Raw genomic sequence first — 18705 nt, 5'->3', positions numbered from 1 at the left:
CTCAGCGGATGCGGCGCACGAGGTCGTGCACGAAGTCGAGCTTCTCGGCCACCGCAGGCGTCACGACGAACGGGTAGAGGTCCGGCTCCCCCATCGAGCGGTTGAGCGCGTTGGCGGCGAGGGCGAAGCCGTGCCAGGCGGCGAGCACCGCGGTCATCGGCACGTCGGAGATGTCGAGGAGCCCCTCCGAGTGCAGGCTCGACGCGAGCGGGTAGGGCACGCCGGTCGGGCCGTGCACCCGCAGGCCCACGGCCGCGGCGGTCTCGAGGCTGTCGGCGATGTGCAGGTAGTGGGCGAAGGTCTCGCCGAAGTCCTCCCACGGGTGCATGGTGGCGTAACCGGAGATGTGCTCCTCCGCGTCCGTCGTCCCCGCGTCGTCGCCGTAGTGGGCCTCGAGCGCGTCGCCGTAGTCCTGGCGCTCGTCGCCGAACAGGGCGCGGAAGGGGTCGATGAGGTCGGTGCCGTCGACGAGGACCTGCCAGTACCAGTGGCCGACCTCGTGGCGCATGTGACCCACCATGGTGCGGTACGGCTCCCCGAGGCTGATGCGCACCTCCTCGCGGTGCGGGTCGCTCGCCTCGGTGAGGTTGATGGTGATGAGCCCGTCCGCGTGGCCGGTGAGCACCTGCTCGCCCTCCCCCGGCACCTTGAGCGCGAAGCCCAGGCCGGCGTCGTCGTGTCGGGGCGTGATCGGGAGCCGCAGGTGGTGGAGCTGGCGCAGCACTCGGCGCTTCGCGTGCTCGGCGATCGCGAGCCGGCTGACCGCGGCCGGGTCCTCGAGATCAGGGCGCTCGACCGTGAGCCGGCAGGAGAAGCAGCCGCCCTCCGCCTCGGGGGCGGGGTCGGCGACCCAGTTGCAGCTGATCAGGGAGCGGTAGCGGCAGGTGAGGCCGCGGACCGAGCGGACGATCTCGTCGCGGTCGAGCGCGTACGCGAGGTGCGTGTCGCAGGCGAGGCACCGGCGGTCCTCGAACTCGACCCAGGCGCCGCAGTGGGGACAGGCGAACACGCGCATGAGACTCCTGCCGGGACGGGAGCCTCAACGCTAGCCGACCGGGAAGCCCGACCCGGCGTCATCCGGGGACGGAGGGGTCGTCCTGGATCAGCCCGAGCAGGTTGCCCTCGGGGTCTCGGAAGGTGCCGAACCAGCCCATGCCCGGGATCGGCGTCCTCTCGGCGACCACGGTGCCGCCCGCGTCGCGGATGCGCTGCAGCGCCGCGTCGAGGTCGTCGACCTGGACGTAGACGAGGACCCCTTCCGGGGCGTCGCTGCGCGGGGTGAGGGCGCCCTCGGCGCCGACGCCCGGCGCCTCGCCGGTCGACATCGGCCAGTACGGGACGTCGCCCCAGCGGGAGACCGTCCAGTCGAAGACCCGCCCGTAGAAGGCGCCCGCCCGGTCGGGGTCGTCGATCGGGATCTCGAAGTGCACGACTCTGTTCACCACCCCTCCACCCTGGCGGCGGCCCCGGGTGCGACCAGGGACCTTCGTCCCGCCCCCGGCTCCGCACAAACGCCGGCGGACCGCGCGTGCGGGGCCACGGCGGCGTGGGGAAGAAGGACTATCCGCGCCCCCGCCGCGGTCCTAGCATGAGCCCCATCCCGGCACGGGGCGTCAGCGCCGACGGCTCGGCGGGCGTGCGCGCAGCGCAAGAGGAAGGGAGCGAACCCCGTGAACAACACCCTGCTGATCGTCGTCGCCGTGATCGCGATCATCCTGCTCCTCGTGGGCGGATTCGCCGAGGCCCTGCAGTTCCTGCTGTGGGTCGGGCTCATCCTGCTCGTCGTGGCGGTGGTCCTGTTCATCGTCCGGATGATCGGAGGGCGAAGCGGACGCGTCTGACCCACGCGCGCCGCAACCCCCGATGGACGAGAGGCGGCGTCCGCGGCGCCGCCTCTAGGCTTCGGCCATGAGCCAGGACGTCGATCCCGTCGCCGCCGCCCGAGCCGAGGCGGACGCCGCCATCGCCGCCCTCCGCAGGGCGCAGGAGGAGGCGGAAGCCGCCGTCCTCCGCGCCGAGGAGGCCGCCCGCCGGGCGTCCGCACCGAGCGCACCCGCCGCATCGAGCGCACCGGCCGCGTCGAGCGAACCGGCCGCACCGAGCGAACCGGCCGCACCGAGCGCACCCGCCGCACCGGGTCCGCTGTCGGAGTCGGAGGTGGACGCCGTGCGCGTCGGGTACGCCGGGGAAGGACCGGTGCTCGAGCTCGGCGCCCTCGTCAACGGCGACCCCCGAGCGGACGTGCCGATCCGGATCCCGCTCGCGATGACGAACCGGCACGGCCTGGTCGCGGGCGCCACGGGGACCGGCAAGACGCGCACGCTCCAGCTGCTCGCCGAGCAGCTGTCGGCGCACGGCGTCCCCGTCTTCGCGCCGGACGTCAAGGGCGACCTCTCCGGGGTAGCGACCGCGGGCGCGCCGAGCGAGCGGCTGCTCGACCGGACGCGCGGCATCGGCCAGGACTGGGCGCCCGCCGCGTTCCCCGCCGAGTTCTTCTCGCTCGGCGGGCGGGGGCGCGGGGTGCCGATCCGCGCGACCGTCGCCGGCTTCGGTCCGGTGCTGCTGAGCAAGGTGCTCGGGCTCAACGACACCCAGGAGTCGAGCCTCGGGCTCGTCTTCCACTACGCGGACCTCGAGGGGCTGCCGCTGCTCGACCTCGCCGACCTCCGCGCCGTGCTCGCCTACCTGACGAGCGACGAGGGCAAGGGCGAGCTCGCCGGGCTCGGCGGCCTGTCGAAGGCGACCGTCGGGGTGATCCTCCGGAAGCTCATCACGTTCGCCGACCAGGGCGCCGACGTCTTCTTCGGCGAGCCCGAGCTCGACACGGCGGACCTGCTGCGCGTGACCGACGGAGCGGGCGTCATCAGCCTGCTCGAGCTGCCAGAGGTGCAGGACCAGCCGGCGCTCTACTCGACCTTCCTCATGTGGCTGCTCGCCGAGCTGTACAACGAGCTGCCCGAGGTGGGCGACCTCGACAGGCCGAAGCTCGTGTTCTTCTTCGACGAGGCGCACCTGCTCTTCGCCGACGCGTCGAAGGAGTTCCTGCGGTCGATCGTGCAGACCGTGCGGCTCATCCGGTCGAAGGGCGTCGGCGTCTTCTTCGTCACCCAGACGCCGAAGGACGTGCCGGGCGACGTGCTCGCCCAGCTCGGGTCGCGCATCCAGCACCAGCTGCGGGCCTTCACGCCGGAGGACGCGAAGGCGCTGCGGGCGAGCGCGTCCACCTATCCGACGTCCGGTTACGACCTCGAGGAGGTCCTCACCGTGCTCGGCACGGGCGAGGCGATCGTCACCGTGATGAGCGAGCGCGGCGCTCCGACCCCCGTGGCGTGGACTCGGCTGCGGGCGCCGCGGGGCTCGATGTCGCCGACCCCGGACGCCGGCATCGACGCCGCGATCGCGGCCTCTCCCCTGCTCCCGCGGTACGGCGCCGCGCTCGACCGGGTGTCGGCGCGGGAGCTGCTCGCCGCGCACCTCGAGGCGGCGTCCCGCGCCGCCGAGGCGGCGGAGGCCGAGCGCGCCCGTGCCGAGGCGGACGAGGAGCTCCGCCGTCAGCAGGAGGCGATCGAGCGGCAGCGCTCCCGCGAGGAGAGGGCCGCCCGCTCCGAGCAGAGGCGGACTCGCACGACGCCCCGTCGGCGTCCCGAGCGCTCGCCGATGGAGGAGGTGCTGCGGTCGCCGGTGACGAAGACCGTGCTCACCGGCATCGTCGAGGGCATCTTCGGCACCCGCCGCCGGCGGCGCTAGCGGCCCTGCACCGCCCGGTACGACGGCTCGCGCACCCGGCGGTGCCAAGCGGCGAAGCCGGCGCCCGGCAGCGGGCGGCGGACCGCGTCGAAGCGCAGCCCGGTCGTGTCGTCGGCGTCGGTCGTCGCCGTAAGCTCGAGCGTCGCGAACCGACGCCACCGCCCGGTCAGCGGTGCCGAGTAGAGGTCGAAGAGCCAGGGCCCGACCGCGCCGGCGCTCCGCTCGTCCGGGCTGGTCGGCACGGCGGAAGCGGAGAGGCGCACGCGCGCGCCGAGCATCACGTTCCCGTGCCGCCCCCGGTACGGCAGGAGGGTGCCGAACCAGCCGCCCTCCGCCCGCAGGTGCGGCATCAGGGCGAACCGGCCCGGCACGCCGACCCCGGACGTGGAGAGCTCGAGGTCCGCGGGACCCTCCGGAGTCTCGACGCGGACGGCGAGCCCCAAGATGTCCGGCAGGGCGGGCGGCAGACCGACCGAGCGGGACACGCGCCCGACGCCGGTCTGCCGCGTGCCGGCGGGCTGGTCGACCCAGTCGATGCCGGAGTCCGCGCCGCCGACCCAGGTGAGAGAGGCGTCGAAGAGCGCGCCGCGGGAGTGGATGGGCCGCGGATGCCGCACGAGCTGGGCGATGCGGAACAGCCCGGCGAGCGCGACACCGGCCGCCGACCACGCGGTCGCGACGGCGGGGCGGGCGGCCAAGGCTAGGCGCCCTGGCTCTTCGCCGCCTCGGCCCGGCTCTTCTTGACGCGGGCGTTCTCCGCCATGACGCCGGCGTGCACCTCGCGCTCGCGGACGAGCCACTCGGGCTTCTGGCGCAGCAGCTCCTGGATCTCGTCCGTCGTGAGCGGCTCGCTCACCCCGCCTCGGGCGAGCCCGGCGATCGAGACGCCCAGCTTGGCGGCGACGACGGGCCGGGGATGCGGGCCCGTGCGCCGGAGCTCGGCGAGCCACTCGGGCGGGTTCTCCTGCAGCTCGTTCAGCTGGGAGCGGGTCACGGGCTGGGCGCGGAACTCCTCGGGGGTCGCGGCGAGGAGCACGCCGAGCTTCTTCGCCGCGGTCTCGGGCTTCATGGTCTGGTCCTGCGGCACGGGGTCAAGGCTACCCTTGGCCTGGTGGCGGAGGCACTCGAGATCGGCGTCGTCCCCGGCGTCAGCGCCGACAAGTGGGTGCGGGTGTGGCGTGAGCGCATGCCGGACGTGCCGCTCACCGTCGTCGCGGTCGACGAGGGCGCCGCTCTCGAGGCGCTCGAGGCGGGCACCGACATGGTGTTCTCCCGCCTGCCGGTCGAGGGCGCGGACGACGACCTGCACGTGATCCCCCTGTGGAGCGAGACCCCCATGGTGATCGCCGCGAAGGACCATCCGGTGAAGGTGTTCGACTCCGTCACCCTCGCCGACCTCGCGGACGAGGAGCTCTACCCCGGCTGGGACGAGGGCACCCTCGACATCGTCGCCGCCGGTCACGGGATCGCCCGGATGCCGCAGTCGGTGTTCCGCGCCACCGGACGGCGGGACCTCGTCGCCCGGGAGATCAGTGACGCCGAGCCCACCCGGGTGGGCCTCGTCTGGCGCACCTCGACGGAGAGCCCGCTGATCGACGAGTTCATCGGCGTCGTCCGCGGCCGCACGGCGAACAGCTCCCGGGGGGCGGCCCCGGAGCCGGCGCCGGAGCCGGTCCGCCGCCCGCCCCAGCAGCCGCAGCGGAAGGCGGAGCGCCCCAAGCCCCGCGGAGCGGGCGGAGCGGGGAACCGGCGCACCCCGAAGAGCCGCGGCGGACGCCGCTCCCGCTGAGTCGGGGCGGCTCGACGAGGGCCGAGCTCAGCGCGCGACGTCGTCGAGGACCTGCCGCACCGACTCCCCCAGCCCGACGCCGTGGCCGGCGTCGGGGACGTGCAGCTCGGAGCCCGGCCAGCGCTGGTGGAGGCGGAACGGGATCTCAAGGGGGCTGCTGAGGTCGTGCCGGCCGTGCAGCAGGGTCGCCGGCACGTGCCCGAGAAGCTCCACGCCGTCGAGGAGCTCGTCCTGCCGCCGCCATGCCGCGTGGGCCCAGTAGTGGGTGACGAGGCGCGCGAAGGTCAGCCGGAACATCGGGTCGGCGTAGCGCGGATCGGGGCGCCAGCCCGGCGCGAGCGACACGTGCGTGTCCTCCCACCGGCACCACGCGGAGGCCGCAGCGCCGCGCACGCCCGGATCGGTGTCAGAGAGCAGCCGGGCGTACGCCGCAGGAATGCTGCCGTCTCGCTCGCCCTCCGGCAGGTGGCCGACGAACGCGTCCCATTCGGCCGGGAAGACCCGGCCCAGGTCGCGGGTGATCCACTCCACCTCGCGCGGCGTCGTGGTGGTGACGCTGAACAGCACCAGCCGGGTCACCCGGTCGGGATGCGCCTGCGCGTAAGCCAGCGCAAGGGTGGTGCCCCAGCTCGCGCCGAGCAGCAGCCAGCGGTCGATGCCGAGCGCCTCGCGCAGCAGCTCGAAGTCGCGGATCAGCGCGTCGGTGGTGTTGACGGACAGGTCGGTGCCCGGGTCGCGCGCCGACGGGGTGCTGCGGCCGCAGCCGCGCTGATCCACGAGCACAACCCGGTAGCGGGAGGGATCGAAGAAGCGCCGCCAGCCGGCGGCCGCACCGCTGCCCGGGCCGCCGTGCACCACGAGCGCCGGGATGCCGTCGGGGGCCCCGCACATTTCCCAGTAGATCCGCTGCCCGTCCCCCGGCGAGAGGAATCCGGAGGCGTGCGGCTCGGTCTCCGGGTGCACTCTCGCACCGTAGCGGGGGCGCGCGCACACGGGAAGTGCGGCGGAAGCGGCTACTTCACCTCGTCGTCGGCGGTGTCGTAGGTGGCGGCCTCCGGGGCGTCCTTCGCGGGCCCGCGTCCGAACGGCATGGCCGCCTCGGGGTGGTGCAGGTCGAACGCCGGCGACTCGGACCGGATGCTCGGGATCGACGTGAAGTTGTGCCGCGGCGGCGGGCACGATGTGGCCCACTCGAGGGAGCGCCCGAATCCCCAGGGATCGTTCACGGTCACCTCGGCCCCGCGGCGCCACGTGATCCAGACGTTGTAGAGGAACGGGACCATCGACGCGCCGAGGAGCATGGCGCCGACCGTGGAGAGCTGATTCATCCACGTGATGCCGTCCTCCGGCTGGTACGTGTAGTACCGCCGCGGCATCGCGACCACGCCGAGCCAGTGCTGGACCAGGAACGTGGTGTGGAAGCCGATGAACAGCATCCAGAAGTGGATCTTGCCGAGTCTCTCGTCGAGCAGCTTCCCGGTCCACTTGGGCCACCAGAAGTAGAAGCCGGCGAACATCGCGAACACCACGGTGCCGAACACCACGTAGTGGAAGTGGGCCACGACGAAGTACGTGTCCGACACGTGGAAGTCGAGCGGGGGCGAGGCGAGGATGACGCCCGTCAGCCCCCCGAACACGAAAGTGATGAGGAAGCCGATCGTCCACAGCAGCGGCGTCTCGAACGTCACGGACCCGCGCCACATCGTGCCGACCCAGTTGAAGATCTTCACGCCGGTCGGGATGGCGATCAGCATCGTCGTCAGGGCGAAGAACGGCAGCAGCACGGAACCGGTGACGTACATGTGGTGCGCCCACACGACGGCCGACAGCGCCGCGATCGTGATCGTCGCGTAGACGAGCGTGCGGTAGCCGAAGATCGGCTTGCGGCTGAATACCGGAATGACCTCCGTGATGATGCCGAAGAACGGCAGCGCGATGATGTACACCTCGGGATGGCCGAAGAACCAGAACAGGTGCTGCCACAGGATCGAGCCACCGAGCTCGGGCTCGTAGATGTGGGCGCCGACCACGCGGTCGGCGCCGAGCGCGAGGAGGGCAGCCGCGAGCACCGGGAACGCGATCAGCACGAGCAGGCCAGTGACGAGGGTGTTCCAGGTGAAGATCGGCATCCGGAACATGGTCATCCCCGGCGCGCGCATCGTGATGATGGTCGTCACGAAGTTGACCGAGCCGAGGATCGTCGAGAAGCCGGAGAGGCCGAGGCCGAAGACCCAGAGGTTGCCGCCGAGGTTCGGTGAGAACACCGCGTCGGACAGCGGCGTGTAGGCGGTCCAGCCGAAGTTCGCGGCGCCCTGCGGCGTGAAGAACCCGCCGATCGCGATGAGGCTGCCGAAGTTGAACAGCCAGTACGCGAACGCGTTGAGCCGCGGGAACGCGACGTCGGGCGCCCCGATCTGCAGGGGCATGATCACGTTGGCGAACCCGGCGAAGAGGGGGGTCGCGAACATGAGGAGCATCACCGTGCCGTGCATGGTGAAGAGCTGGTTGTACTGCTCGTGGGTCGGCACGATCGCGAGGTTCGGCTCCCAGAGCTGCGCACGGATGGCGAGCGCCATCACGCCGCCGATGAGGAAGTACGTGAACGACGTGATCAGGTACAGGTAGCCGATGGTCTTGTGGTCGGTCGACGTGATCCAGCTGACGAGCACGTTGCCCTTGCGCTCGACATGCCCTGAGGGGAACGCGGCCAGCTGACCGGGAGGGATGCCGGTCGGCCGCGGTCCTGCCGCTCGGCTCTGCGAGGGCCGGCTCTCCGTCGTCGTCAATCCTGCTCCTCGCGGCCGTCAGCCCGGGCTCCGGGCGGAGGCGTCCTCGCCGAGCGCGGCCGCTCGAGCGGGTGCGTCATCAGCGGGCGTTCTCGCCCGCGTGCTCGATCACGAAGTCCGTGCCCGGGTAGACGAGGGTTGTGTGCCCGTCGTCGAAGCGCACGTAATAGGGCGGGCCGCCGTCGGGGCCGCGGGCCTCGAGGATCTCGCCGTGCCGGTCGGCGGACTCGACGGTCCGCCCGCGGATGATGACCCGGTCGCCCGGCTTCTGTCCCATTGCGCACCTCCTGCTCGACGGTACGTCCGGGCGTCGCGCGCCGGGTAGGACCTATGGCCCTGACCGCCGGGCGACGGCCGGCGGCTGGGACCCGGCTACTCGGGCCTGTCCGACAGGGTCACCGTCACGGTCTCGAGGTCGTCGCCGCGCCGGAACTCGACCTCGACCTCGTCGCCCGGATCGCGCCCGCGCAGCGCGCCGAGGAGGTCCTCGGGCGAAGCGAGCGCATCGCCGTCGATCGACTTGAGCAGGTCGCCCGGGCGCAGGCCCGCCGCGGCGGCGGGACCGCCCTCCACGACGGAGAGCACCGCGACGCCCTCGGCGTCCTCCAGCCCGAGCCGGTCGGCGAGCTGCGGCGTCACCTGCCCGGGCGCGAGGCCGATGAAGGCGTGGTCCGCCGTGCCGTCCTCGAGCAGCTCCTCCGCGACCTCGGTGGCGGTGACCGCGGGGATCGCGAACCCGAGCGCCACGGCGCCCTGCTGCGGCGGGATGTACGCCTCGCTGATGCCGATGATCTGGCCCCGCCCGTTCACGACCGCGCCGCCGGAGTTGCCGGGGCTGATTGCCGCGTCCGTCTGAATGAGGTCGACGAGCGCCTGACTGCTCGTGGCCGATCCCGGGATCTGACGGTGCAGTCCGGAGACGATGCCCGCCGTCACCGTGTTCTCGAACCCGAGCGGCGACCCGATCACGACGGCGAGCTCGCCGATCTCCGGCAGCTCGGTCGCGAACTCCGCCGGCGACAGGCCTGTCCGGTCCGCGCGCACCAGGGCGAGGTCGGACACCGGGTCGGTCGCCTCCACCACGCCCGCGACCCGGTCCCCGTCCGCGAAGGCGACCTCGACGGCACGGAACCCGCGCACCACGTGCTCGTTGGTGAGGATGAGGCCGTCCTCGGCGTACACGACGCCGCTGCCGAGTCCGCCCTCGGTGAAGATCGTGACGACGGACGCGCGCACCTCGTCGACGATGCCGGGGATGCTTCCGCCTTCGCCGCCGTCCGGAGCGGCGGCCGCCGGCGGCTCCGCGCTGCCGGGGGTCGCCCCCGTCTCGCCGCCGCCGCCCGCCCCGAACGTGCAGCCCGTCAGTCCCGCGGCGAGTGCGGCGACGGCCAGCGCCGCTGTCCCTGCGCGGCGTCCCCGCCGGAAAGGCATCGGCATCCTCCTCTATCGCATGCGGGCGGGCGGGGCTGAGCGGATCCGCTCAGGCGACGGCGACCTCGATGAGCACGACCGCCCAGCTGAGCGGCGGCAGCGTCAGCCGCACGGTGCCGCCGTCGGCGGTGACCCCGTCGAGGGGACGCAGGCCGACCGGCTGCTCCTCCTCCGTGTTCGCGGTGAAGCGGTCCCGGCCCTCCGGGACGTCGAGCACCTCAGCCTGCGCGATCCGGGACGCCGTCAGTCCCCGCAGCGTCACCTCCACCTCGGCGCTCTCCTCCAGGCCCCGGTGGCCGAGGAAGACGGCGACCCGGCCGTGCTCCTCGTCCCACGTGGCGCTCGCGTCGACGACGTCGGCGTCGCCGAACTTGGCGGTGTCGATCCGGTCCGAGTGCACCGCCGGCCGGAGGATCTGGCCGCGCGCGTGCTCGGACATGCGCGCGAAGGGCCAGAAGATCGTCTGCCGCCAGGCCGGCCCGCCCTCCTCGGAGCGGATCGGCGCGATCACGTTGACGAGCTGCGCCTGGTTCGCGATCTTCACGCGGTCGCCGTGGCGCAGGATCGAGTTGAGCAGCGTGCCGACCACCACGGCGTCGGTCACGTTGTAGCGGTCCTCGATCAGCCGCGGGTGCTCACGCCACGAGGCGGCCACCTTGGTCGGCTGGTCGGGCGTGTCGAGGCCCTTCTGGTACCAGACGTTCCACTCGTCGAACGAGACGTTCACCTGCCGCTTGTGCCGGCCGACCGCCTTCACCGCGTCCGCCGTGGCGACCACCGACTCGATGAAGTAGTCGGTGTCGATGGCCGTGGCGAGGAAGCTCGCGACGTCGCCGTCCTCCTCCTGGTAGTAGGCGTGCATCGAGATGTAGTCGATCTCGTCGTACGTGTGGGTGAGCACGGTCCGCTCCCACTCGCCGAACGTCGGCATGCCGGAGTTCGACGACCCGACCGCGATGAGCTCGATCGTCGGGTCGACGTAGCGCATCGCCTTCGCGGCCTCCTGCGCGAGCCGGCCGTACTCGTAGGCGGTCTTGCCGCCGATCTGCCACGGCCCGTCGAGCTCGTTGCCGAGGCACCAGAGCTTGATGTCGAAGGGCTCCTCGGCGCCGTTCGCCCGGCGGCGGTCCGACAGGAGCGTCCCGCCCGGGTGGTTCGCGTACTCGACCAGCTCGCGGGCGGCGTCGACCCCGCGGGTGCCGAGGTTGATCGCCTCCATGATCTCGACGTTCGCGAGCTTCGCCCAGCCGACGAACTCGTGCAGCCCGAACGCGTTCGTCTCGATCGTGTGCCATGCGCCGTCGAGGCGGCGCGGCCGCTGCTCGACCGGCCCGACGCCGTCCTCCCAATTGTACCCGGACACGAAGTTGCCGCCCGGGTAGCGCACGACGGTCGGGCCGAGCTCGCCGACAAGGTCGAGGACGTCGCGCCGGTACCCGTTCTCGTCGGCCGCCGGGTGTCCCGGCTCGTAGATGCCGGTGTAGACGCATCGGCCCATGTGCTCGACGAACGAGCCGAAGATCCGGCGCGGCACCTCCCCGAGCGTGAAGTCGCGGTCGAGCGTGATCCGGGCGCGGGACATCGGTCTCCTCGGTGGGTAACGAACGGGACGGGAGGGGCGCTACTGGCCGCCGAAGCCGGAGGTCGCGACGCCCTTGATGACCTGGCGCTGGAAGATGAGGAACACCACGACCAGCGGCAGGGCGGCGAGCACCGCCTGCGCCATCAGCTGGGCGTACTGAACGCCGTAGGCGCTGATCACCGTCTGCAGGCCGATGGGCAGGGTCATCAGGGAGGTGTCGTTGATGACGAGGAACGGCCAGAGGAAGTTGTTCCAGGCGGTGATGAAGACGAAGATCGCGACCGAGGCGAGGATCGGCCGGGACAGCGGCAGCACGACCGACCAGAACACGCGCAGGCGGTTCGCACCGTCCATCCGCGCGGCCTCCTCGAGCTCGATCGGCACGTTGTCGAAGAACTTCTTGAGGATGAACACCATCGCGGGGATCACGACCTGGGGAAGGATCAGGCCCCAGTACGTGTCGACCATCCGGAAGGTGAGCATCTCGTAGTAGAGCGGGATCATCAGGACCTGCGGCGGGACGATGATCGACGCGATGATCAGCACGAACAGCCAGCGCCGCCCGGCGAACTCGAGGCGGGAGAACGCGTAGGCCGCCAGGGACGAGATCACTAGCGTGATCAGCGTGATCGCGACCGAGGTGATCAGACTGTTGAACGCCCACGTCGGCACGTTGCCCTGCGACAGGATCGCCTCGAACGCCTGGGTGGTGAAGCCCTCACTGGGAATCCAGGACGGCGCGGACGCGGCGTCGGTCTCCGTCTTGAAGGCGGTGTCCACCGCCCACAGGAAGGGCAGCAGCCAGCCGAGCGCGAGGAGTGCGAGCACCGCGAACGCGATGATCCGGCCGACCCCGAACGGCTTCTCCCCCGGCCTGTGGGAGGAGCCCCGCCGCGGAGCCTTGGTCGGCTCGACGTCGCGCTCCGCCGCGTCCAGGTCGCTTCCGACGAGCGTGGTCATGACGCCCTCCTCCTGCGAGTGATCGGGTATTGAGCGACCGAGATGATGATGATGATCGCGAAGAACACGTATGAGATGGCGGCCGAGTAGCCGAACCGGTAGCCGGTGAACCCGGACTCGAAGATGTACAGGACCACCGACCGCGTGGTCGGGCTCGAGACCCCGCCGAGCATCTGGTACACCTGGTCGAACAGCTTCAGCGAGGCCAGGATCTGCAGAATCACGATGAGCACAGTGGTCGGGCCGAGCTGCGGCAGCGTGATCGACCAGAGCTGCCGCCACTTCCCCGCACCGTCGATCGACGCCGCCTCGTAGTGCTGCGGCGGGATGTTCTGCAGCGCCGCGAGGTAGAGCAGGAAGTTGAAGCCGATCGTCCACCACACGGTCTGCACGATGATGGCGTACAGGGCGGTGTCCGCGTCCTGCAGCCAGGCGACCGGCTCCATGCCGAGCGCCCCGATGACCGCGTTCGCGATGCCGAGCTGCGGGTTGTAGATCCAGACCCAGATCTGCGACGCGACCGTCGAGGCGAGCAGGAAGGGCATGAAGAAGGACAGCCGCCAGAGCCACTGCCCCGGCAGCCCCTGATCCACGAGGAGCGCCATGATCAGGGCGATGAGCACGAGCGGCACCGTGCTGACCACCGTGAACCACACGGTGTTGCCGAACGAGCGCCACATGATGGGGTCGGAGAGGGCTTCGGCGTAGTTGGCGAAGCCCACCAGGTTGCCGCCGGTCCCGGCGAGCGACTGGTCCGTGAAGCTGAGGTAGATCCCGAACAGGATCGGCCAGATGAGGAACAGGACGAAGAAGACGAGGAACGGGGCGACGAAGCCCCAGCCGACGAGGTTGTCACGGCGTCGCCGGCCGCTTCTCGACGCCGCGGCGTCGTGTCCGGCCACTCCGGCGAGCGCGACGCTGCGATCGCCCTGGGCCGCGGTGGTGGCGGTCATCAGACACCCCCTTCCGGGTTGACGGGATTCGGTGAGGACAGCAGGGTGTTCACCCGATCGACGAAGGAGCGGAAGGCGCCCGCGGCATCCTCGCCGCCGAGCAGGGCGGGCTGGATCGCCTGACCGAAGTCGGCCTGGAAGTTGCTTCCGGAGCCGGTGAACCAGGCGGGCGGGTCGTAGACGATGTTGTCGGCAGCGGCCGCGTAGTGCGCCTGCGGCTCGAGGTCCGCGTAGTCGGGGCTCTCCGTCACCGGGAGGTAGGCCGGCACGTGGCCGGCCTCGGCCCACGCGAACGAGCTGGTGAGGAGGTCGGCGACGAACTGGTACACCGCCTTGCGCTTGGCCGGGTCCGGGGAATCCTGGTGCGGCAGGACGAACGAGTGCGAGTCCGCGTACGACGCGGGGGTCCCGAACAGGGTCGGAATCGGGGAGGCGTCGAACGGGACCTCGTTCTGCTGCATCGTCGGCAGCTCCCACACACCGGTGAGGAACATCCCGGCCTCGCCCGTCGCGAACTCCGCGACCGCGCTCGGGTAGTCCGACTGCGGGTTGGCGATCGTGCCGTCGAGCAGCGCCTGCATGTACTCGAGGGCGGTGACCGCGGCGTCCTCCTCGTACTCCATCTTCTGGCCGGGCGTGACGGTCATCGTCGCGCCCTGCTGCGAGTAGAGGGTGTAGAACAGGCGCCACATCTGCGCGCCGTCGCCGAGATACCCGTAGGCGAGAGCCTGCGTGCCGGTCACCCCGTTGACCGCTCGAGCCGCGTCGAGGAACGCGTCCGGGGAGTCGATCGGGTTCAGCTGCCCGTTCGAGCCGAGCAGTCCCGCCTGGTCGCAGATGTCGGTGTTGTACATGAGGATGAACGGGTGGGCGTCGAGGGCGACGCTGTACAGCTGGTCGCCGCTGAACCCCTTCTCCCAGATCCGCTCCGGGAAGGTGTTCTGGTCGACGCCGAGCGCAGCGAGCTCGTCGAGATCCCACGGGTCGACGAGGCCGCCGGGCGCGTAGCCCGCGACCCGGGTCGCGTGCATGATCGCCACGTCGGGCGCCTTGCCGCCGGCCGACGCCATGGCGAGCTTGGTGTAGTACGGCGTGCCCCAGGCGAGCACCGTCGGCGCCACCCGGTAGGTGTCCGACGCGGCGTTCGCCTCGTCGATGAGCCCCTGCATCTTGACGCCGTCGCCTCCGCTCAGCAGATGCCAGAACTTGAGCTGCGAGCGGCCGGAGGCCTGGGCCGGTCCGGCGCAGCCGGCGAGTGCCGCGGCGCCGAGCACCGCCATCCCGCCGAGCAGGACCTGACGCCGGCTGACCGCAGAGGTCGGTAACCGAAATTCGTTCATCATCACTCCCTCGTGACGCTTCCCACCTCCGATCGTTCCCCTCGGGCAAGAGAGTTACAAGCCCCCGTCCCGAAGTCGCGGCGCGTCGCCCTCGGTGGGCGCTGTCACCTCGGGGTGAGCCAGACCCTCAGCGGACCGAGCGCGGGAAAGCCCGCCAGCAGCGCCGGCCGGAGCGCGTCGCCGCTCTCGTAGCCGACGAGCGGCCGGTCGCCGAAGTGCGCTCGCGCCGCATGGGCGAGGCCGCGCCAGGCGGCCGCCTCGTCGACGTCGCCCAGGAACACGTTGCTGATCCCGACGGCGGCCGCTGCGAGGTTGAGGATCGCGCCGCTCCAGTCGCCGCCGCGGCCGTCGAAAGGGCGGTCGAGCGTGAGGACACGGACGTCGGGGTGCTCGAGCAGCGCGGGCGGCAGGGCCTCGGCCTCTCCGTGCGCGAGGCGCCATGCCCCGAACTCGCGGGGCGGCACCTCCCGCCAGCCGAGGGCCGGGCCCTCGACGGGGCCGGCGAGCCCGATCCACTCGGCCTCGAAGAGCAGCTCGAGCCGCTCCTCCTCCAGGTCCGCGTAGCTGTCTTTGACCCCGGAGTGCGGCGGCAGGTCCGGGAGCGACCGCACGCCGGGCCGGAGGGTGATGGCCCGCGGATAGGCCGGCGGCATCGCCGATGCGGCCTCCCACACGCCGTCCGTCCAGAGGGTGGGAACGCCGTTCATGCGCGCGACGAGGTCGCACCACTCCGAGTTGTTCCGCACCGCCTGGGTGAGAAGTCGGGACATCACACCTCGCTCCAGTGGGGCTCACCCGTCCTGCAGTCCACTCGCGGGAGGGGCTAAGACGGGAAGGGGGAATGCTCGGGCACCGGCGTCAGGTGCAGCTCCTCCAGGATGCGGGACGCGGTCCGCGCCGGATCGCTCCGAGTCGTGTCGATCGTCAATCCGGAGGGGAGCTGCGGTCGTTCCGCCGATTCCGCTGCGAGGGCCAGCAGAGCGTCGACCACGAGGTGATTGTGGAAGAGGGCGAAGCCGGTCCGCTCGGCCAGGGCCCGTGCCGTAGTCAGTTTCCCGGACGCCGCCGGCCCGTGGATGAAGACCATCTCCATAGGAGGGAGGCTAGGACACCACCCACGCCGATCGTCGTCTCTCGTGCCGGCATCCGGTTCTCCCGTGCCACCCGGCCCGGATCCCCTGCGGCCAGGATGCGGACCGCGGGGCGGCGAGATCACGCCCGTACTGGCGTGAGTGATGGACGGCGATCCCCTCCCGCCGGACAATGGCGGCATGGCCGCTTCGTCGCGGGATCATCAGCAGGACGCCGACGGTGTCGCCGTTGACGATCGCCCGAGCGCCGGGCCCGTCATCCGCACCCCTGACCAGCGCCTGCGGATCTTCGTGAGCTCCACCCTGAAGGAGCTGGAGCCCGAGCGCCGCGCCGCTCGCGCCGCGATCGAACGGCTGCGGCTGGCGCCCGTGATGTTCGAGCTCGGCGCCCGGCCGCATCCGCCGCGGCAGCTCTATCGGGCCTACCTCGAGCAGAGCGACGTGTTCGTCGGCGTCTACTGGCAGGAGTACGGGTGGGTCGCGCCCGGCGAGGAGATCTCGGGACTCGAGGACGAGTACCGTCTGGCGCCCCGCGAGATGCCGAAGCTCATCTACGTGAAGCAGCCGGCGGAGCGCTCGCCGCGGCTCACCGAGCTGATGAACCGGATCCGCGGCGACGACACGGCGTCGTACACGCCGTTCTCGACGCCGGACCAGCTGGCCGAGCTGGTGACCGCCGACCTCGCGACGCTGCTCGCCGAGCGTTTCGACGCCTCGCGGGCGCGCGTGGTCCCGCCCCCGGCGACAGCGGGCGGCGGGCGGCTTCCGGCGCCCTACTCCCCCGTCCTCGGCCGCGAGCGCGACCTCGCGACGCTGCTCGGCTGGCTGAGCGGGGAAGCGCGGCGGCTCGTGACCCTCGTCGGGCCCGGCGGGATCGGCAAGAGCCGCCTCGCGATCGAGGTCGCACATCGCGCCGGCCCGGCCTTCGACCGGGTCACGTTCGTTCCGCTCGCTCAGGTGCGCGACCCCGGCGAGGTGCTGGGCGCGATCGCGCGCGAGCTGGGGGTCCGTCACACCGGTGATGCACCGCTGAGCGAGCAGCTCGGCATCGCGCGCGCCGGTCGGCGCGACCTGATCGTGCTCGACAACTTCGAGCAGATCGTCGATGCCGCGCCCGATGTCGTCTCCCTCCTCACCGACCTGCCCGGCGCCACCTTCCTCGTCACGAGCCGCGTCCGGCTGCGGGTGCGCGGCGAGCAGGTCTTCGATGTCGAGCCGCTCGACGTTCCCACCGAGCCGTCACCGCCGTCGGTCCGGGCGCTCCTCGAGTCGCCGGCCGTGCAGCTGTTCCGCGATCGTGCACGGGCCGCCGATCCCCGATTCGACGTGACCGACGAGAACGCGGAGGACGTCGCCCGCATCTGCCGGGCTCTGGAGGGAGTGCCACTCGCCATCGAGCTCGCGGCGGCGCGCATCCGGGTGCTCACGCCCGCCGCGATGCTCGGCCGGCTCGACCGCGTTCTGCCGCTGCTCGTGACCGCCGCCCGGGACGTTCCCGAACGACAGCGCACGATCGAAGCCACCGTGGGGTGGAGCATCGATCTGCTCAGCGCCGACGCGCGGGCGCTCTTCGACCGCCTGGGCGTGTTCGCCGGCGACTTCAGCCTCGACGCTGTCGAGGCCGTCACTGCGGGCGAGCCGTGGGCGGCGGACCTGCTCGGCACCATGCTCGAACTCGTCGACGGCAGCCTGGTGCGACAGCGCGACCACCTCGGCGTGCCGCTCTTCTCGATGCTCGTGCCGGTGCGCGAGATGGCGACGGCCCGCTTCGCGCTCGACCCGGGGGCCGCCGCTGTGCGCCGCGCGCACGCCGAGTACTACGTGCGCCTCGCGGCCGAGACCGAGCTCCGGCTGCGCGGCGCGACCCAGCCCGCCGCCCTCGACCGACTCGAGGCGGAACGCGACGACCTGCGCGCCGGGTGCCGCCACCTGATCGCCATCGGCGAGGCGGACATCGTCGCCGACGTGGTGTGGCGGCTGTTCCTCTACTGGTGGATCCGCGGGCTGCTGCCCGAAGTGAAGGCCTGGATGGAGGCCGTGCTCGACTCCGGCCGGGAGCTGTCACCGCGGACTCGGGCGATCGCGATGGCGTTCTCCTCCTGGGTGGTGCTGTGGCAGCCCGACGGGGAGATCCGGAGGGAGCCCCCAGAGGAGGCGGTCGCGCTCTTCCACGCGGTCGGCGACGAGTTCGGCGAGGGGCTGGCACTCGCGATCGCGTCGCTGTCCTGCATGTCGGTCACCCCGCGCGACCTCGACCGTGCGGAGGCGCGGCTGCGCTCCGCGCTCGAGCTGGCCGCCGTCCGGAGCGACCCGACCTTCCTCTCGCTGTTCGAGAGCGTGCTCGGGCGCATCCTCCGGCTTCGCGGAGAACCCGCCCGCGCCGTCGAGTGCTTCGACCGCGCTCGGCACCTCGCCGAGCACACGGGCGACCAGTTCGCGGAGCGGGTGGCGCTCATCCAGATCGGCTGGTCCCGTCTCGCCGATGGGAAGCCGCAGCCCGAGCTGTTCGCTCGTGCTCTGGACCGCTCGCTGCGCCTGCACAACGAGGACGGCGACGCCTACGCACTCGAGGGCCTGGCCGGATGCGCCGCAGCCGCCGGCGACATCGAACGCGCCGGCTTCCTCCTCGGCGCCGCCGAAGCGCTGCGCGCCCGCACCGGCCTTCGCGAGCAGCGCTCGTACGTCACCTACCAGTCGTTCGTCGAGGCCGTCCTCGCCACCGACCGCGCCGCCGAGTTCGAGGCCTCCCGGGTCGTCGGGCGGCGGATGCCGCGAGATGCAGTGCTCGAGATCGCGCTCGGAACGGAGTCCGCGGCCGCGGTCGGCAGTCCTCACCAGGAGCACCCGCCGTCCTGAGGCGCGGTGGACGACCCCGTGGGGCCGACCGCCCCCTGTCCATCCCCGGCCTCATCTCCGCCGACGCGGTTCCCCGGAAACTGTGAAGGGCCTGGAGTCCTTGCCCCGCGCTCCCGCGCGACCGTATCGTCTGGCATCCAGGCTGGTCCCAGCACCCGAGCTACCCGAGG

At 71.9% G+C, this 18705-nt stretch carries 18 protein-coding genes; 4 read left to right on the top strand and 14 right to left on the bottom strand.

All coding sequences use genetic code 11. The features are described from left to right. Window position 1 precedes the first annotated feature (1 nt). A complete protein-coding gene (locus tag J3P36_RS00300; RefSeq protein ID WP_210505226.1) occupies window positions 2-1009 on the bottom strand; it encodes a putative zinc-binding metallopeptidase in 1008 nt (335 codons plus the stop codon). 64 nt (window positions 1010-1073) lie between these two features. Further along, on the bottom strand, window positions 1074-1445 hold the full coding sequence (locus J3P36_RS00295; protein ID WP_210505225.1) for a VOC family protein: 372 nt from the start codon (window positions 1443-1445) through the stop codon (window positions 1074-1076). 225 nt (window positions 1446-1670) lie between these two features. Between J3P36_RS00295 and J3P36_RS00290 the strand changes: the two genes are divergently transcribed. Continuing rightward, window positions 1671-1841: a hypothetical protein gene (locus tag J3P36_RS00290; protein ID WP_210505224.1), complete on the top strand. Its 171-nt coding sequence runs from the start codon at window positions 1671-1673 to the stop codon at window positions 1839-1841. A gap of 67 nt (window positions 1842-1908) precedes the next feature. After that, entirely contained in the window at window positions 1909-3747 is a 1839-nt protein-coding gene (locus J3P36_RS00285) for a helicase HerA-like domain-containing protein (protein WP_210505223.1), read from the top strand. On the opposite strand, the gene J3P36_RS00280 is transcribed toward J3P36_RS00285, so the two are convergent. Both J3P36_RS00280 and J3P36_RS00275 read right to left on the bottom strand, forming a co-directional pair. Continuing rightward, window positions 3744-4445 (bottom strand): hypothetical protein, encoded by a 702-nt coding sequence (locus J3P36_RS00280; protein WP_210505222.1) that lies wholly within the window; start codon window positions 4443-4445, stop codon window positions 3744-3746. The two genes, J3P36_RS00285 and J3P36_RS00280, sit on opposite strands and share 4 nt — an antisense overlap. Window positions 4446-4447: 2 nt before the next feature. Next, a complete protein-coding gene (locus J3P36_RS00275; protein WP_210506525.1) occupies window positions 4448-4816 on the bottom strand; it encodes a DUF5997 family protein in 369 nt (122 codons plus the stop codon). Window positions 4817-4858: 42 nt separating this feature from the next. On the opposite strand from J3P36_RS00275, the gene J3P36_RS00270 reads away from it, so the two are divergent. Then, window positions 4859-5536: a LysR family transcriptional regulator substrate-binding protein gene (locus J3P36_RS00270; protein WP_210505221.1), complete on the top strand. Its 678-nt coding sequence runs from the start codon at window positions 4859-4861 to the stop codon at window positions 5534-5536. A 27-nt stretch (window positions 5537-5563) separates the two neighbouring features. On the opposite strand, the gene pip is transcribed toward J3P36_RS00270, so the two are convergent. From pip to J3P36_RS00220, 10 genes are all read right to left on the bottom strand, one after another. Next, window positions 5564-6499 carry a prolyl aminopeptidase gene (gene pip / locus J3P36_RS00265; RefSeq protein ID WP_307806893.1) on the bottom strand — a complete coding sequence of 312 codons (936 nt, stop codon included), beginning with the start codon at window positions 6497-6499 and terminating at the stop codon, window positions 5564-5566. Window positions 6500-6549: 50 nt separating this feature from the next. Further along, the gene (gene ctaD / locus J3P36_RS00260) at window positions 6550-8322 is read right to left on the bottom strand and encodes a cytochrome c oxidase subunit I (RefSeq protein ID WP_374100696.1); all 1773 of its coding nucleotides are present in this window, start codon (window positions 8320-8322) and stop codon (window positions 6550-6552) included. Between the two features lie 79 nt (window positions 8323-8401). Beyond that, on the bottom strand, window positions 8402-8599 hold the full coding sequence (locus J3P36_RS00255; RefSeq protein ID WP_210505218.1) for a DUF1918 domain-containing protein: 198 nt from the start codon (window positions 8597-8599) through the stop codon (window positions 8402-8404). A 95-nt stretch (window positions 8600-8694) separates the two neighbouring features. After that, window positions 8695-9753, bottom strand: a complete 1059-nt coding sequence (locus tag J3P36_RS00250; RefSeq protein ID WP_210505217.1) for a S1C family serine protease — start codon at window positions 9751-9753, stop codon at window positions 8695-8697. A gap of 49 nt (window positions 9754-9802) precedes the next feature. After that, window positions 9803-11335 carry an alpha-N-arabinofuranosidase gene (locus J3P36_RS00245; protein ID WP_210505216.1) on the bottom strand — a complete coding sequence of 511 codons (1533 nt, stop codon included), beginning with the start codon at window positions 11333-11335 and terminating at the stop codon, window positions 9803-9805. A 39-nt stretch (window positions 11336-11374) separates the two neighbouring features. Continuing rightward, the gene (locus J3P36_RS00240; RefSeq protein WP_210505215.1) at window positions 11375-12295 is read right to left on the bottom strand and encodes a carbohydrate ABC transporter permease; all 921 of its coding nucleotides are present in this window, start codon (window positions 12293-12295) and stop codon (window positions 11375-11377) included. Continuing rightward, the gene (locus tag J3P36_RS00235) at window positions 12292-13248 is read right to left on the bottom strand and encodes a carbohydrate ABC transporter permease (protein WP_210505214.1); all 957 of its coding nucleotides are present in this window, start codon (window positions 13246-13248) and stop codon (window positions 12292-12294) included. The genes J3P36_RS00240 and J3P36_RS00235 overlap by 4 nt, the downstream gene beginning before the upstream one ends. Beyond that, window positions 13248-14588, bottom strand: a complete 1341-nt coding sequence (locus J3P36_RS00230) for an extracellular solute-binding protein (protein WP_210505213.1) — start codon at window positions 14586-14588, stop codon at window positions 13248-13250. Before J3P36_RS00230 ends, J3P36_RS00235 begins: the two co-directional genes overlap by 1 nt. A 104-nt stretch (window positions 14589-14692) precedes the next feature. After that, the gene (locus J3P36_RS00225; protein WP_210505211.1) at window positions 14693-15358 is read right to left on the bottom strand and encodes a hypothetical protein; all 666 of its coding nucleotides are present in this window, start codon (window positions 15356-15358) and stop codon (window positions 14693-14695) included. 53 nt (window positions 15359-15411) lie between these two features. Then, the gene (locus tag J3P36_RS00220; protein ID WP_210505209.1) at window positions 15412-15681 is read right to left on the bottom strand and encodes a hypothetical protein; all 270 of its coding nucleotides are present in this window, start codon (window positions 15679-15681) and stop codon (window positions 15412-15414) included. A 178-nt stretch (window positions 15682-15859) separates the two neighbouring features. Here J3P36_RS00220 and J3P36_RS00215 point away from each other — a divergent pair, with 178 nt between their 5' ends. Further along, the gene (locus J3P36_RS00215; protein ID WP_210505207.1) at window positions 15860-18535 is read left to right on the top strand and encodes a DUF4062 domain-containing protein; all 2676 of its coding nucleotides are present in this window, start codon (window positions 15860-15862) and stop codon (window positions 18533-18535) included. Window positions 18536-18705: the final 170 nt, after the last annotated feature.

The organism is Naasia sp. SYSU D00057, assembly GCF_017916505.1.
Classification (GTDB): Bacteria; Actinomycetota; Actinomycetes; order Actinomycetales; family Microbacteriaceae; genus Naasia.
The sequence above is the reverse complement of the archived record's forward strand: the minus strand, read 5'-3'. Positions and strand labels throughout refer to the sequence as shown.